Consider the following 13,322-nt stretch of genomic DNA (forward strand, 5'->3'; position numbering starts at 1 on the left):
CTCCTTCGTTGGGTCAGCCGCGCACCGCGGCCTCGATGGCGGCGACGTCGATTTTGCCCATGGTCATCATGGCGTCGAAGGCGCGCTTGGCGGCGGCGCGGTCGGCGCTGGTGTAGGCGCGGGTCAGCGCGATCGGCGTGATCTGCCACGACAGGCCCCACTTGTCCTTGCACCAGCCGCAGGCGCTGGCCTGGCCGCCGTGGTCGATGATGGCATTCCAGTAGCGGTCGGTCTCGGCCTGGTCGACGGTGGCGACCTGGAACGAGAACGCCTCGCTGTGCTTGAACGCGGGGCCGCCGTTGAGACCCAGGCAGGGGATGCCCAGCACGGTGAACTCGACGGTCAGCACGTCGCCCTGCTTGCCGTCGGGGTAGTCGCCCGGCGCGCGGTGCACCGCGCCGACGGCGGAGTCGGGGAAGGTCGCGGCATAAAAGCGCGCGGCTTCTTCCGCGCCACCGTCGTACCAGAGGCAGATGGTGTTCTTGGCGGGCGTGTTCATGTCATGGCTCCTCGTGGGGGTGGGTTGGTGGCCGAAACAGCATCGTCGCGCGGCCTTGCGCGGTGCGCTGCCCAGACATCACGCGGCCGTGCGTCGAAGCACGAAGTGGGCGGCCTTGGACGAGCCCGTGTACTGCTCGCATGCGTAGCCCAGCGCGCGCATGTCCAGGCCGTCGAACAGCCGCTCGCCGCGGCCCAGGAGCACCGGTGAGACGGCCAGGTGCAGTTCGTCGATCAGCCGCGCGCGCAGGTATTGCCGGATGGTGTCGGCGCCACCGCCGATGCGCACGTCCCGCTCGCCGGCGGCCCTGCGGGCCTGGTCCAGCGCCTCGTGAATGCCGCCGGTCACGAAGTGGAAGCGGGTGCCGCCGGCCATGGCGATGGGTGCGCGTGCGTGGTGCGTCAGCACGAACACCGGCACGTGGTAGGGCGGGTTGTCGCCCCACCACCCCTTCCAGTGCTCGTCGGGCCAGGGGCCGCGCACAGGGCCGAACATGTTGCGCCCGAGGATCCAGGCGCCCACGTTCTCGAAGCCGCGTGCGGCGAAGTCATCGTCGATGCCGCCCGCGCCGCCCTCCTGCCCGTGCATGCGCTGCCAGGCGCGGGTGCCAACGAACCAGCCATGCAGGTCCTTGCCCCCGATGCCCAGCGGGTTCTCAAGGCTTTGGTCAGGGCCGGCGCCGTAGCCATCGAGCGACATGCTGAAGCTGGCAACGCGTACTTTCGACATGATCTGCACCTTCTCTCAATCGGCCCGACGGCCAGCCCGTGGTGAACACCGCCAGCGGTGTGGCGCAAGCGAGGGCATCGGCCGATGATGCTTGGGCGCGGGCGGCAAGACGTCTCTCCCGGGCTCAGCCTGGAATGTCCGGCTCCACCAGCTGGGCCAGTTGCGCCAGCGATTCCTGCCAGCCGAGGTAGCACGCTTCCAGCGGGATGGCCTGCGGGATGCCGGCCTGGGTGATGGCAAGCTCGGTGCCACAGCTCACGGGCTTGAGCTTGACGGTCACCTCGAGCACGCCGGGTAGATGGGGGTCGTCGAACCGGTCGGTGTAGCGGATGAGTTGGCCCGGCACCAGTTCGAGGTATTCGCCGCCGAACGAGTGCCCGTTGCCGCTGCCGAAGTTGTGAAAGGACATGCGGAAGGTGCCGCCGACGCGGGCGTCGAACTGGTGGATCTGGCAGGTGAAGCCGTGCGGCGGCAGCCACTTGGCCAGGGCGTCCGCTTCGGTGAAGGCGCGGTAGAGCTTGTCGGGCGTGGTGCGCAGCACGCGGTGCAGGTGGATGGTGCGGTCGTCGGGCATGGTGGTCGCCGGTGTGGGAGCAGTCAAGCCTGGGCGCTCACGTTGACCATCCACGGCGTGCCGAAGCGGTCGGTCACCATGCCGAAGCCTTCCGACCAGAAGGTCTTGGCAAAGGGCATGGCCACCGCGCCGCCCTGCGCCAGGCCGTCGAACACGCGCCGGCCTTCGGCGGCGTTGGCGACGCCGATGGACACCCACAGGCCCTGCGGCTTCTGGTAGCCGCCGCCGCAGGTGGCGGGGTCCTGCCCCGGCGCGGCGGGCATGGTGTCGGACGCCATCAGCGACTGCGTGCCCACCTGCAGGTGCACGTGCATCACGCGGTTCTTGGCGCTCTCGGGCAGCGGCGGGCTGTCGGGCTGGGGTGGCATGTCGCCGAACGTGCCCTGGTAGACGATGGTGCCCTTGAACAGCCTGGCATAGAAGGCAAAGGCCTCGGCGCAGTTGCCGTCGAAGTTGAGGTAGGGGATGAATTGCATGACCGGGTCCTCGGTGATGAATGGAAATGGGCCCACTGGCGTAGAAATTGTGGACGCCGTACACTTATACTACGTAGGGATTTGGACGGTGTCCACATAAGATCTGTTTCCAAATGTCAGGTCTCGCAAAATCAACCGCGCGTCGCACCTACCGGCACGGCGACCTGCGCCGCGCCCTGCTGGACGCCGGCATCGAGCTGGCGCGCGAAGGCGGGCCCTCCGCCGTCGTGCTGCGCGAGGCCACGCGCCGCGCCGGCGTGGTGCCCAACGCCGCCTACCGGCACTTCGCCAGTCACCAGGCCCTGTTCGGCGCCGTGCGCGCCGCCGCGCTGGCCCTGCTGGCGCAGGAGATCGAGAATGAGGTGAGCGCTGCGACGCGCCGCCTGCGCGATGCGGGCCGGCGCGCGCGCGCGGCCCTGCGCGGGGTGGGCATCGGCTACCTGCGCTTTGCCTGGCAGCAGCCGGGGCTGTTTCGCACCGCGTTTGCCGCACGGCCGTTCGGCCTGCAGGAGTTCGCCCCGGACGACCCGGCGTCGCGCGGCAGCAGCGGGCGCGATCCGTTCGAGCTGCTGGGCGACGCGCTGGACGCCATGGTGGCCGCCGGCCTGCTGCCCCCGGATCGCCGGCCGGGGGCCGAGTTCATGGCCTGGTCGGCGGTGCACGGCATGGCCTTCCTGATGATCGACGGCCCCCTGCGCGCACTGAATGAGCCGGCGCGGCTGGTGCTGGCCGAGCGACAGGTGGCGATGGTGGAGCGCGGGCTGCTGGCCGACGCCGTGGCCTGATGGGCCAGAATTCGCACAGCGTCCCAAGCCCATGCCCCCATGAACGACTCCCACGGCATCCACGTCATCGACACCGGCTTCGTGCGTCCGCGCCTCGATGCGGCCTACCTGGTCGTTGAAAAGGGCCGCGGCGCCTTCATCGACTGCGGCGTCAACCACTCGGTGCCGCGCCTGCTGGCGGCCTTGGCGCAAGCCGGCCTGGCGCCGGCCGACGTGGACTGGCTGATCCTGACGCACGTGCACCTGGACCACGCCGGTGGCGCGGGCGCGCTGCTGCGCCAGTTGCCCCACGCGCGCCTGGTGGTGCATCCGCGCGGCGCGCGCCATATGATCGACCCCAGCCGCCTGTGGGCCGGTGCCACGGCGGTGTACGGCGAGGCCGAGATGCAGCGCAGCTACGGCCGCCTGGTGCCGGTGCCGGCCGAGCGCGTGGTGCAGGCACCCGACGGCCACGAGGTCGACCTGGCGGGCCGGCGTCTGGTCTGCCTGGACACGCCGGGCCACGCGCGGCACCACAACGCCATCTTCGATCCGGCCTCGGGCTGGGTCTTCAGCGGCGACACCTTCGGCGTGTCCTACCGCGAGTTCGACTCGACGCAGGGGCCGTTCATCGTGCCGGCCACGTCGCCGAGCGAGTTCGATCCGCCGGCGCTGCACCGCTCCATCGACCGGCTGGTGGCCCTCAAGCCGTCGGCGGTCTGTCTCACCCACTACGGCCCGCTGCTGCCGGTCGAGCGCCTGGCCGCCGACCTGCATGAGCAGATCGACGCCATGGTGGACATCGGCCGCGCGGCCGCGGCGCTGCCGGCAAGCGAGCGCCACGCGCGGCTGCGCGCCGAGCTGAGCGCGCTCTACACCGGCCGCGCCCTGCGGCACGGCTGGACCGGCGGCGTGGCCGCGGCGGCCGAGTGGCTGGCGATCGACATCGAGCTGAACGCCCAGGGCCTGGGCGTGTGGCTGGACCAGGCGGCACGCGCCAAGCCCGCATGAACATCCTGCTGGTCGAAGACGACGTCACCCTGGCGCAGTCCGTTGCCGAGGCCATCCGCGCGCGGGGCTGGCACGTCGACGTCAGCCACCGCGGCGAGCCGGTGGCCAAGTCGGTGCTGCAGGACGACTACGACGCGCTGGTGCTCGACATCGGCCTGCCCGGCATCGACGGCCTGGAGACGCTCGACCAGGTGCGCACGCAGGGCTCGAGCCTGCCGGTGCTCATGCTGACGGCGCGCGACAGCATCGACGACCGCGTGCTGGGCCTGGCCAACGGGGCCGACGACTACCTCGTCAAGCCCTTTGCCGTGCCCGAGCTGCTGGCGCGCCTGCACGCGCTGGTGCGGCGCCACGCGTTGCGGCGCAGCCGGGTGCTGCAGGTGGCCGCGCTGCGCTTCGACGCCGCGCTGCGCCGTGCCTACCACGGCGAGCAGGCGCTCAACCTGACCGCGCGCGAGTCGATCGTGGTCGAATACCTGCTCATGCACCTGGGCGCCATCGTGGCGCGCGACCAGCTCGCCGCGCTGGTCCCGGACTGGACCGCCGCCACCTCCGACAACGCGATGGAGCTGCTGATGTCGCGCCTGCGCGGCAAGATCGAGCCGGCGGGCGTGCGGCTGCGCACGGTGCGCGGCCTGGGCTACCTGCTGGAGCCGGCCGCGCCGACGGATGGGGTTCGATGACACGCCCCAGCCTGCGGCGCACCTTCGGGCTGTGGCTGGCGCTGTCGCTGGCCGCGCTTATCCCGCTGGCGGCGGCGATGATCTACGTGCTGGTGCTGACGCCGGCGCTCGATTCGCTGGACCGCTCGCTGACTGACACGGCGGTGGCGCTGTCGCAGATCGTGGAGGACCACCAGGGGCAGCTCAGCCTGCCGATCAGCGCGCAGACGGCCAGGGCGCTGAGTGCCGACCTCGTCGATGAGACGGTGTTTTCCGTCGCCGATCCGGCCGGGCATGTGCTGGGGGGCAGCGCGGAACTCGCGGCGCTGGCGCCGGCGGCGCTGGCCGCCGGCCAGTGGCTGTTTTTCGACGGCGCGCTCCAGGGCCGGCCGATGCGCGTGGCCGCGTACGGCGACCCGTGCGCCGAAGGCGGCCGGGTGTGCCCCGTTCTGGTGGCCGAAACCAAGGGCAAGCGCACGGCGGCCCTGCGCGCCGCCGTGCTGGCCGCGGCCGTCGGCGCGCTGGCGCTGGCGCTGCCGCTGGCTGCCCTGGCGCTGCTGGCCATCCATCGCGTGCTGCAGCCGCTGCAGCGCGCGTCCGACGCCATCGGCCGGCTCGATGCGCGTCAGCTGCGCGCCATCGACGCCGGAAGCATGCCCGGCGAAGTGGCCGGCTTCGTGCAGACGCTCAACGCCCTGCTGGCGCGGCTGCGCGAGGCCGCCGGCGCGCAGCGCGCCTTCGTGGCCGATGCCGCGCACCAGCTGCGCACGCCCTGGGCCATCGTGCGCGTCGAGGCGTCGGAGCTGCTCGCCAGCGAGCATCCCGCGGCCCTGCAACCCGCGCTGGAGCGCCTGCACCTGGCGGCCGAGCGCGGCAGCCGCCTGGCGCAGCAGCTGCTGTCGCTGGCGCGCGCCGAGGGCGCGGCGCTGGAGGCCCGGGCGATGCCCCAGCGGGTCGATCTGCGCCAGCTGGCCGCCGGCAGCGCCGACCATTGGCTCGCTCCCGCGCTGCAGGCGGGGCAGGATTTGGGCTTCGATCTCGAGCCGGCCGTGGTCGACGGCCACCCGGTGCTGCTGGACGAGTTGATCGGCAATCTGATCCACAACGCCATCGAGCACGCGGGGCGCGGTGCCCGCGTCACGGTTCGCACCCGCATGCTGGAGGGCGGCGCCGAACTGAGCGTGGAAGACGATGGCCCCGGCGTGCCCGCCGACGAGCGCGAGCTGCTGTGGCGGCGCTTTCACCGGAGCCGTGGCGCCGGCGGCACCGGCAGCGGACTGGGGCTGGCGATCGTGGCCGACATCGCGCGCCTGCACGGCGCGACGGCCGCGATCGAGACGAGCGCGGCCGGTGCCGGCTTCAGGGTGCGGATCCGCTTTCCGGCACCCGGTCGGCCAGTGGCGCAACCGGCAGGGGCGGCGGCGTGAGCGCGGCTTCCCGCCTCTTGGCCCGTGCCTTGAAGTAGAAGGCCAGCACCTGCCAGGTGATGAACAGCGCGATCAGGCCCAGCAGGGTGCCGCTGATCGGGCGCTCGACGAAGATCTCGAAGCTGCCACGGCTCAGCAGCAGGGTGCGGCGGAAGTTTTCCTCCAGCATGGGGCCCAGGATGAAGCCCAGCATGAGCGGCGCGGCGTCCAGCCCGAAGCGCATGAAGACGTAGCCGATCAGGCCGAAGATCGCCGTGGTGTAGATGTCGTCCAGGTTGTTGTTGATGCTGTAGGTGCCGATGCAGCAGAAGAACAGGATGGCCGGGAACAGCACGTTGTACGGGATCTTGAAGATCGACAGCAGGTAGCGCACCAGCGGCACGTTCAGCACCAGCAGGAACACGTTGCCCACCCACATGCTGGCCACCAGGCCCCAGAACAGCTCCGGGTGGCTGGCGATCATGTTGGGGCCCGGCTGGATGCCCTTGATGATGAAGGCGCCCAGCATCAGCGCCGTCACCGCGTTCTCGGGGATGCCGATGCTCATCAGCGGGATGAAGCTGGTGCGCGCCGCGGCCTCGTCGGCCGCCGCCTGCCCGGCCACGCCCTCGATGGCGCCGGAGCCGATCTCGTCCTTGTATTTGCTGACCTTCTTGTCCAGCGCGTAGGCGGCGAACTGGGCGATCGCCGCGCCGCCGCCCGGCAGGATGCCGATGAACGAGCCCACGGCACTGCCGCGCAGCGCGCTCGGAAAGATGCGCTTGAACTCGGGCCAGGTCGGCATCAGCTTGATCGTGCCGTTGAAGGGCGAGCGCTGCTCGTGGGCGTCCAGGTTCTTGGTGATTTCGGCGATGCCGAAGCACCCCAGCGCCAGGCTCACCAGGCTCACGCCGTCGGCCAGGTTGGGCAGATCGAAGGTGTAGCGCGCCATGCCGCTGTTGACGTCGGTGCCCACCAGGCCCAGCAGCACGCCGATCATGCACATGGCGAAGCCGTTCAACAGGCTGCCGGTGGTGACGAAGCTGACGCACAGAAAACCGAACATCATCAGCGCGCAGTAGTCGGCCGGCCCGAACTTGAAGGCCACCTCGCCCAGCGTGGGCGCCAGCCAGGCCAGCACCACGATGGCCACCGTGCCGCCGATGAAGCTGGATACGCCGGCGGTGAACAGCGCCAGCCCCGTCTTGCCCTTGAGCGTCATCTGGTAGCCGTCGATGCAGGCCACGATGCTGGTGGCGTGTGGCATCTTCATGGTGATGGCGCTCACGCTGTCGCCGTACTGGGCGCCGTAGTAGATGCCCGCCAGCATGATCAGCGCGCCGGTGGTCGAGATCGAGTAGGTCAGCGGCAGCAGCAGGCTGATGGTGGCCAGCGGCCCCAGGCCGGGCAGCAGGCCCACCAGGGTGCCCACCGAGCAGCCGATGGCGCAGTACATCAGGTTGTGCAGCGTCAGCGCGTGCTCAAAGCCGAAGGCCAGGTTTTGCAGTGTTTCCATGGGGCGGTTCTCGAAAATGGGGCGTATCGAGGCGGGATCAGTAAGGGCCTGGCAAGGGCAGGTTGAGCCCCAGGAGGTAGTGGAACGCGTAGGCCACGACGATCAGGGCGATGCTGATCTTGAGGTTGCGCTGCCACGAGTAGCTGTCGCCGGCGATGGTCGAGACGAAGACCATGAACGCGATGCCCAGCACCATGTTGACGTACTGGGACACCAGGGCAAAGCCGCACAGCGCCACCATGATGATCACGATGTTGCGGATGCTGAAGTCCAGCGGCACCCGCTCCACGAAGCGCGACCGGACGATGCTGACGATGGCGATCACCATCAGGATGCCGCTGATCACCAGCGGAAACAGGCCCGGCCCGGCGCGTGAAAACTCACCGATGGGGTAGCGGAATGCGCCCAGGCCGAAGGCCAGCGCGACGGCCGCCAGCAGCAGCCCCTTGAGCAGGTTTTGGTCGTTCATGTCGTGGTCGAACCCGAAAAGCGTGACCTTTTCATTGTTCGCGACGACCTCGCGCGTCACCACTTCGGCAACTACGTACGACAGCTTCCAGACAGGTGGCGCCGGCGATCCGGCGCGACGTCTACACCCAGCCCAGCGCGCCCAGCAAGGCGCCGGCGCCGATCAGCCACAGCAGGTGCAGCCGGGTGCGCCAGACGACGAGCGTGGTGGCGGCGGTCAGCAGCCACAGCGGCGCGTCGCGCGCCGGCTGGTCGTGGGCGCCGGTCAGCAGCCAGCCGGTGACCAGCAGCAGGCCGATGACGATGGGCGCCATGCCGGCCTTGAAGGCGCGCACCGAGCGGCGCGTGCGGTTGCGGTGCGCCCAGCGCGTGGCGGTGTAGGTCAGCACGCCCGAGGGCAGCAGCATGCCCAGCATGGTGATGCCGGCGCCCAGCAGCGCCAGCGCATAGGCGCGCCAGCCGGCCGCGGGGCCGCCGCCGGCGTTCAGGCCCACGTTCCAGCCCATCAGGGCGACGAACAGCACGTTGGGCCCGGGGGCGGCCTGGGCCAGCGCGATGGAGCTGCCAAACTGCGGCTCGGTCAGCCACTGGCGGTCGATCACCAGGTAGCGGTGCATGGCCGGCGCGGTGCCGATGGCGCCGCCTACCGCCAGCAGCGACAGCGACAGGTAGCGTACGAAAAGATCCAGCCAGTCGGCCGCGCTCAGGTGGATGCTCATGATGGCGGCTTCTGGTCGGTCGCCGGCGGGCGGCCCAGGCAGCGCCAGGCCCACAGGCAGGCGCCGCCGCCCAGCACGCCCAGCACCACGGCCAGGCTCAGCTTGAACACCGCCATGGCGACGACGGTGAGCGCGGCCAGGCCCAGGCAGGCGGCGAGGCCCATGGGGTTGGCGCGCAGCGCGCCGATCAGCTTGAGGCCGGTGGCCAGGATCAGGCCGGCCGCCACCGCGCCCATGCCGCGCAGCGCGCCCTGGGCCTGGGGCGTGTCGGCCACGCTGGCAAAGCCGGCCGCCAGCAGCAGCACCACCAGGCTGGGCAGGGCCAGCATGCCGGCCAGCGCGGCAATGGCGCCCGACAGGCCGAAGTGGCGGTCGCCGATCATCATCGACAGGTTGACCACGTTGGGGCCGGGCATGATCTGCGCCACCGCCCAGTCCTCGACGAACTGCTCGCGCGTGAGCCAGCGCTTGCGCTCCACCAGCTCGCGCTGCACCACCGCCAGCACGCCGCCAAAGCCCTGCAGCGCCAGCCAGGAGAAGGACCAGAACAGGTCGGCGCGCGAGCGCGGGGCGCCGGGGGCGGCGTCGGTGGGGGCCGGCACGGCGCTCAGTCCAGGACTTCCAGGATGTTCTCGACTGGCCGCCCCAGCCGCGCGCCCTTGGCGGTGACGACGATGGGCCGCTCGATCAGCACCGGCGTGGCGTGCATGGCGGCGGCCAGCTGGTCGTCGCTGAGGTCGGGGTCGTCCAGGCGCTGCTCCAGGTATTCGGGCTGCTTGGTGCGCAGCAGCGCGCGCAGCGGCTGGCCGCTGGCGCGGGCGATGGCCTTCAGCTGGGCCGCGCTGGGCGGGGTCTTGAGGTATTCGACGATGGTGGGCGCGACGCCACGCTCGCGCAGCAGCTCGAGCGCCTTGCGCGAGGTGCTGCACTTGGGGTTGTGATAGAGGGTGACGCCGCTCATGGTCGTGGTCTCGATTGCTATCGTTGGTGTAGCTGCCTGCGCTTTGTCAACAGGGGCCAGCGGCCGATTTCATTCATAAATCATAAACGCTTGGCGCGTTTGCCGCCACGCCTGCTCGTCGGCGCGGGCCAGCGCGTCGAGCGCGGCCGGCGGCGCGCTGGCGTCGTCCACCCATTCGCGCAGCAGCGGGCTGCCGTTGATCAGGTCGATCGCCAGGCGGTCGTGCTCGTACTCGTAGGCAAAGTCGCGCCACAGCGGGTAGTCGGGTGCCTGGCGGCGCAGCGCCTTGAAGGCCAGCGCCTGCAGGCGCCAGGGCGTGAACGCCGCGTGCTCGTAGTGCGCCGGGTCTTCCACGTGGATCTGCACGCCGGCGCACAGCTGCCCGGCGTGCTTGTGAAAGGTGGGCTCGAACCAGCACTCGCGCAGGCGGCAGCCGCGCAGCCAGTCAGGGGCCAGGGCGCGCATGTCGGCCAGCAGGCGGCGCGCGTCGAGGTCGGGCGCGCCGAACAGCTCCAGCGCCCGCGTGGTGCCGCGCCCCTCCGACAGCGTGGTGCCCTCCAGCATCACGGTGCCGGCATAGGCGCGCGCCATGCCCAGGGACGCGGCGTTGGGGCTGGGGTTGACCCAGCTGCGCCAGTCGTCGGGCCCCATGGGCCAGCCAAAGCCGGGCGCCGCATCGGGTTGCCAGCCGGTCATGGTGATGACGCGGTATTCCAGCTGCAGGCCTAGCGTGGCGATGAACCAGTGGCCCAGCTCGCCCAGCGTCAGGCCGTGGCGCATGGGCATGGGGCCGGCGCCGACGAAGCTCTCCCAGCCGGGGCGCAGGCTCAAGCCTTCGACCGGCCGGCCGGCGGGGTTGGGGCGGTCCAGCACCCACACCGCCTTGCCGTGCGCGTGGGCGGCCTCCAGCACGTAGCGCAGCGTGGTGATGAAGGTGTAGATGCGGCAGCCCAGGTCCTGCAGGTCCACCAGCAGCACGTCGAACGTGTCCAGCATGGCCGGCGTGGGGCGGCGCACCGTGCCGTACAGGCTGAACACCGGGATGCCCAGACGCGGGTCGGCGTAGTCGGGCGACTCGACCATGTTGTCCTGCTTGTCGCCGCGCAGGCCGTGCTGCGGGCCGAAGGCCGCTGTGAGGCGCACGTCGGGCAGGGCGGTCAGCGCGTCCAGCGCATGCGTCAGCTCGCGCGTGACCGAGGCCGGGTGGGCCAGCAGGGCCACGCGCCGGCCCTTGAGTGGTGCGCGCAGCGCGGGGTCGGCTAGAAAACGTTCGAGGCCGGATTTCATGGGGTGTTGGTGTCAGGGGCAGGCAGGTGCGCCGTCCAGCCAGCGCGGTGGTGAAAGTCGGGCTGCGCGCGCGGGTGCGCCAGCGCCCAATAGCTCAGTTGGCCGTCGGCGGTTTCGATGACGGCGCTCAGGCCGATGACCCCGTCGGTGTCGGGCAGCCCGTGCGCCGGCAGCACGGCATCGAGCACCAAGTGCTGCACATCCTGAGTGCAAGTGATGTGCGGCGCGGGCAGGGCCGGCGCCGCCAGGTCGCGCTGGCGCTCGGCGCTGAAGGCGTAGGCGGCCCAGTGGCCGGACGGCGAGAAGTTGAATTCGAGATAGGCGCTGCTGCCCGGGGTGCCGACGAAGGCTTCGAAGCAGGTGTGGCGCCACAGGCCGTCGGCGGGGCCCGGGTGCCGGGCGGGCGGCGGCAGGCGCAAGGCGCTGGGCGCGCCGTCCAGGGTGTAGCGCAGGCGCCAGCCGTCGGCCGTGCGCGCCTGCCAGGCGTGCAGGCGGCGGACGGCCGGGCAGGGCGTGGCCGGGTGGGGCTGCAGCAGCCAGGTGCTCACGGTCGGGGCGGGGGCAAAGCCCGGCGCTTCAGGCCGGTTTCGGCTCCAGGATCAACTGGGTCTGCGTGACCACGGCGCACAGCTTGCCGGCCGCGTTGGTCACGGTGGTCTGCCACACCTGGGTGCTGCGCCCGCGGTGCAGGGCCACGGCCTCGCCCGTCACCACCGTGCCCACCGGCGCGCCGGCGATGAACTTGGTGCTGGAGTCGGTGGTGGTGGTGTTCTGGCCGGGCTTGAGGTTGATCACCGTGCCGACGGCGCCCAGCGTGTCGGCAAACGCCATGAACGAGCCCCCGTGCAGGGTGCCGCCGGTGGTACACAGGTCGGCTCGCACCAGCATTTCGGCGCGCACGCGCTCGGGCGACACCTGCAGCAGGCGCACGCCCATCAGGCCGGGCAGCAGGGGCTCGAGAACTTCTTGCACGTTGGACAGGGTGAGCATGGCTGGAGGCCCGCTGAGGGCAGAAGTGTCAACCGGTCCAGCATAGCAGGCGAGGCGGTGGCGATCGGTAACGTGCCGGCACGGCCGGCATGCCTAAAATCGGCGCCAAGGAGGCGGCACATGCCCGGTGGCGTCGATGCCAAGGATTTGTCCATGCTTGAGATCCATTCGCTTCGTTTGCGCGGCACGCTCGCCGTCCTGATGGCGGCCGTGCTGGTGGCCGCCTGCGGCACGGTCGACCTGGGCCCGCGCTACAGCCCGCCGCCCATTCGCATGCCCGAGCCGCTGCCGGCCACGCCCGCCGCGCCGGCGCCCGCGCCGCAGCCCATGGGCGCGCAGCCCATGCCGGTGCCGGCGCCGCCGCCATCGGCGCCGCAGCCGCTGCCGCCCGTGGCGGCGCCCGGCCCCGAGGCCAACCCCAACCTGGTGACGCTGACCACGACCATGGACGGCGCCAGCGTGATCCCGCCCGCGCGCAGCGGCGCCGCCGGGCGGCTGGACGCGCTGTACGACAGCAGCACCCGCGTGCTGCGCTGGAAGGCGTCGTGGGATGGGCTGGCCGGCGCCATCACGGCGGTGCAGTTTCACGGCCCGGCGGACGCGGCGCACAACGCGCCGGCCACCATGATCTGGCCCAGCCCGTTCGGCACCCGCTACGAAGGGCGCGCCACGCTGACGCCCCAGCAGGCCGCCGACCTGGTGGGCGGGCGCTGGTACGTCAGCGTGTTCACCAGCAGCTACCCGCAGGGTGAGCTGCGCGGCCAGCTGCAGGTGGTCAACTGATGCGCGCGCGCCTGGCCATCGCACTGGCGCTGGCGGCGCTGGCGGCGGGCTGCGCGCTGGGCCCGGCGCCGCGCCCGACGGCTCCGCCGCCGGTGTCCCTGCCTCTGCCCGAGCTGGCCGCCTTCAGCGCCCAGCTGAGCGGGCGCGAGGCCGTGCCCGCCAACGACAGCCCGGCGCACGGCGAGCTGCTGGCTGTGCTCAACCGCAACACCGGGCTGCTGCGCTGGAAGCTGCGCTTCTCGGGCCTGAGCGGGCCGGTGCGCGGCGCCAGTTTTCACAGCCCCGGCATGGGCGGCGAGGTGGCGCCGGCCGTGCTGTCGCTGGGCCGCTCGGTGATCAGCCCGTCCGAGGGCCGCGCCATGCTGACGCCGCACCAGCGCGCCGACCTGCTGGCCGGCCAGTGGTACGTCAACCTGAGCACGGCCAGCTACCCGCAGGGCGAGTTGCGCGGCCAGCTGATCGAGCAGCGCCGCTGAG

At 71.4% G+C, this 13,322-nt stretch carries 18 protein-coding genes; 6 read left to right on the forward strand and 12 right to left on the reverse strand.

The window, feature by feature from the left end:
• Window positions 1–13: 13 nt before the first annotated feature.
• The 4 genes from H6927_10305 to H6927_10320 all read right to left on the reverse strand — a co-directional run bounded on the left by H6927_10305 (window position 14) and on the right by H6927_10320 (window position 2,278).
• On the reverse strand, window positions 14–499 hold the full coding sequence (locus H6927_10305; GenBank protein MCP5218487.1) for a VOC family protein: 486 nt from the start codon (window positions 497–499) through the stop codon (window positions 14–16).
• Window positions 500–577: 78 nt separating this feature from the next.
• The gene (locus H6927_10310) at window positions 578–1,228 is read right to left on the reverse strand and encodes a dihydrofolate reductase (GenBank protein ID MCP5218488.1); all 651 of its coding nucleotides are present in this window, start codon (window positions 1,226–1,228) and stop codon (window positions 578–580) included.
• 124 nt (window positions 1,229–1,352) lie between these two features.
• The gene (locus H6927_10315) at window positions 1,353–1,802 is read right to left on the reverse strand and encodes an SRPBCC family protein (protein MCP5218489.1); all 450 of its coding nucleotides are present in this window, start codon (window positions 1,800–1,802) and stop codon (window positions 1,353–1,355) included.
• A 23-nt stretch (window positions 1,803–1,825) separates the two neighbouring features.
• Entirely contained in the window at window positions 1,826–2,278 is a 453-nt protein-coding gene (locus H6927_10320; GenBank protein MCP5218490.1) for a VOC family protein, read from the reverse strand.
• A 113-nt stretch (window positions 2,279–2,391) separates the two neighbouring features.
• Here H6927_10320 and H6927_10325 point away from each other — a divergent pair, with 113 nt between their 5' ends.
• The 4 genes from H6927_10325 to H6927_10340 are packed head-to-tail and all read left to right on the forward strand — an operon-like array spanning window position 2,392 to window position 6,142.
• A complete protein-coding gene (locus H6927_10325) occupies window positions 2,392–3,063 on the forward strand; it encodes a TetR/AcrR family transcriptional regulator (protein ID MCP5218491.1) in 672 nt (223 codons plus the stop codon).
• A 39-nt stretch (window positions 3,064–3,102) separates the two neighbouring features.
• Window positions 3,103–4,053 carry an MBL fold metallo-hydrolase gene (locus H6927_10330; GenBank protein MCP5218492.1) on the forward strand — a complete coding sequence of 317 codons (951 nt, stop codon included), beginning with the start codon at window positions 3,103–3,105 and terminating at the stop codon, window positions 4,051–4,053.
• Window positions 4,050–4,736, forward strand: coding sequence for a response regulator transcription factor (locus H6927_10335; GenBank protein MCP5218493.1), 687 nt, complete (start codon window positions 4,050–4,052; stop codon window positions 4,734–4,736). Before H6927_10330 ends, H6927_10335 begins: the two co-directional genes overlap by 4 nt.
• The gene (locus H6927_10340; GenBank protein MCP5218494.1) at window positions 4,733–6,142 is read left to right on the forward strand and encodes a sensor histidine kinase N-terminal domain-containing protein; all 1,410 of its coding nucleotides are present in this window, start codon (window positions 4,733–4,735) and stop codon (window positions 6,140–6,142) included. Before H6927_10335 ends, H6927_10340 begins: the two co-directional genes overlap by 4 nt.
• On the opposite strand, the gene H6927_10345 is transcribed toward H6927_10340, so the two are convergent.
• The 8 genes from H6927_10345 to H6927_10380 all read right to left on the reverse strand — a co-directional run bounded on the left by H6927_10345 (window position 6,075) and on the right by H6927_10380 (window position 12,062).
• Window positions 6,075–7,637 (reverse strand): tripartite tricarboxylate transporter permease, encoded by a 1,563-nt coding sequence (locus H6927_10345; protein MCP5218495.1) that lies wholly within the window; start codon window positions 7,635–7,637, stop codon window positions 6,075–6,077. The two genes, H6927_10340 and H6927_10345, sit on opposite strands and share 68 nt — an antisense overlap.
• Window positions 7,638–7,674: 37 nt before the next feature.
• A complete protein-coding gene (locus H6927_10350; GenBank protein ID MCP5218496.1) occupies window positions 7,675–8,106 on the reverse strand; it encodes a tripartite tricarboxylate transporter TctB family protein in 432 nt (143 codons plus the stop codon).
• Window positions 8,107–8,227: 121 nt separating this feature from the next.
• Complete coding sequence (locus H6927_10355; protein MCP5218497.1) at window positions 8,228–8,824, reverse strand: chromate transporter; 597 nt, start codon at window positions 8,822–8,824, stop codon at window positions 8,228–8,230.
• Window positions 8,821–9,435 carry a chromate transporter gene (locus H6927_10360; protein ID MCP5218498.1) on the reverse strand — a complete coding sequence of 205 codons (615 nt, stop codon included), beginning with the start codon at window positions 9,433–9,435 and terminating at the stop codon, window positions 8,821–8,823. The genes H6927_10355 and H6927_10360 overlap by 4 nt, the downstream gene beginning before the upstream one ends.
• Window positions 9,432–9,785: an arsenate reductase (glutaredoxin) gene (gene arsC / locus H6927_10365; GenBank protein MCP5218499.1), complete on the reverse strand. Its 354-nt coding sequence runs from the start codon at window positions 9,783–9,785 to the stop codon at window positions 9,432–9,434. The genes H6927_10360 and arsC overlap by 4 nt, the downstream gene beginning before the upstream one ends.
• 69 nt (window positions 9,786–9,854) lie before the next feature.
• Entirely contained in the window at window positions 9,855–11,072 is a 1,218-nt protein-coding gene (locus H6927_10370) for a DUF1343 domain-containing protein (GenBank protein ID MCP5218500.1), read from the reverse strand.
• Window positions 11,069–11,620 (reverse strand): DOMON-like domain-containing protein, encoded by a 552-nt coding sequence (locus H6927_10375; GenBank protein ID MCP5218501.1) that lies wholly within the window; start codon window positions 11,618–11,620, stop codon window positions 11,069–11,071. Before H6927_10375 ends, H6927_10370 begins: the two co-directional genes overlap by 4 nt.
• Before the next feature lie 28 nt (window positions 11,621–11,648).
• The gene (locus tag H6927_10380) at window positions 11,649–12,062 is read right to left on the reverse strand and encodes a PaaI family thioesterase (GenBank protein MCP5218502.1); all 414 of its coding nucleotides are present in this window, start codon (window positions 12,060–12,062) and stop codon (window positions 11,649–11,651) included.
• 153 nt (window positions 12,063–12,215) lie between these two features.
• Here H6927_10380 and H6927_10385 point away from each other — a divergent pair, with 153 nt between their 5' ends.
• Window positions 12,216–12,845 (forward strand): CHRD domain-containing protein, encoded by a 630-nt coding sequence (locus H6927_10385; protein MCP5218503.1) that lies wholly within the window; start codon window positions 12,216–12,218, stop codon window positions 12,843–12,845.
• Window positions 12,845–13,321, forward strand: a complete 477-nt coding sequence (locus tag H6927_10390; GenBank protein ID MCP5218504.1) for a CHRD domain-containing protein — start codon at window positions 12,845–12,847, stop codon at window positions 13,319–13,321. Before H6927_10385 ends, H6927_10390 begins: the two co-directional genes overlap by 1 nt.
• Window position 13,322 lies beyond the last annotated feature (1 nt).

This window comes from Burkholderiaceae bacterium, assembly GCA_024235995.1.
Lineage (GTDB): Bacteria > Pseudomonadota > Gammaproteobacteria > Burkholderiales > Burkholderiaceae_C > Ottowia.

Coding starts and splice junctions, on each gene's coding strand:
- H6927_10305 (MCP5218487.1), bottom strand. CDS start 499: ATGAACACGCCCGCCAAGAACACCATCTGCCTCTGGTACGACGGTGGC.
- H6927_10310 (MCP5218488.1), bottom strand. CDS start 1,228: ATGTCGAAAGTACGCGTTGCCAGCTTCAGCATGTCGCTCGATGGCTAC.
- H6927_10315 (MCP5218489.1), bottom strand. CDS start 1,802: ATGCCCGACGACCGCACCATCCACCTGCACCGCGTGCTGCGCACCACG.
- H6927_10320 (MCP5218490.1), bottom strand. CDS start 2,278: ATGCAATTCATCCCCTACCTCAACTTCGACGGCAACTGCGCCGAGGCC.
- H6927_10325 (MCP5218491.1), top strand. CDS start 2,392: ATGTCAGGTCTCGCAAAATCAACCGCGCGTCGCACCTACCGGCACGGC.
- H6927_10330 (MCP5218492.1), top strand. CDS start 3,103: ATGAACGACTCCCACGGCATCCACGTCATCGACACCGGCTTCGTGCGT.
- H6927_10335 (MCP5218493.1), top strand. CDS start 4,050: ATGAACATCCTGCTGGTCGAAGACGACGTCACCCTGGCGCAGTCCGTT.
- H6927_10340 (MCP5218494.1), top strand. CDS start 4,733: ATGACACGCCCCAGCCTGCGGCGCACCTTCGGGCTGTGGCTGGCGCTG.
- H6927_10345 (MCP5218495.1), bottom strand. CDS start 7,637: ATGGAAACACTGCAAAACCTGGCCTTCGGCTTTGAGCACGCGCTGACG.
- H6927_10350 (MCP5218496.1), bottom strand. CDS start 8,106: ATGAACGACCAAAACCTGCTCAAGGGGCTGCTGCTGGCGGCCGTCGCG.
- H6927_10355 (MCP5218497.1), bottom strand. CDS start 8,824: ATGAGCATCCACCTGAGCGCGGCCGACTGGCTGGATCTTTTCGTACGC.
- arsC (MCP5218499.1), bottom strand. CDS start 9,785: ATGAGCGGCGTCACCCTCTATCACAACCCCAAGTGCAGCACCTCGCGC.
- H6927_10370 (MCP5218500.1), bottom strand. CDS start 11,072: ATGAAATCCGGCCTCGAACGTTTTCTAGCCGACCCCGCGCTGCGCGCA.
- H6927_10380 (MCP5218502.1), bottom strand. CDS start 12,062: ATGCTCACCCTGTCCAACGTGCAAGAAGTTCTCGAGCCCCTGCTGCCC.
- H6927_10385 (MCP5218503.1), top strand. CDS start 12,216: ATGCTTGAGATCCATTCGCTTCGTTTGCGCGGCACGCTCGCCGTCCTG.
- H6927_10390 (MCP5218504.1), top strand. CDS start 12,845: ATGCGCGCGCGCCTGGCCATCGCACTGGCGCTGGCGGCGCTGGCGGCG.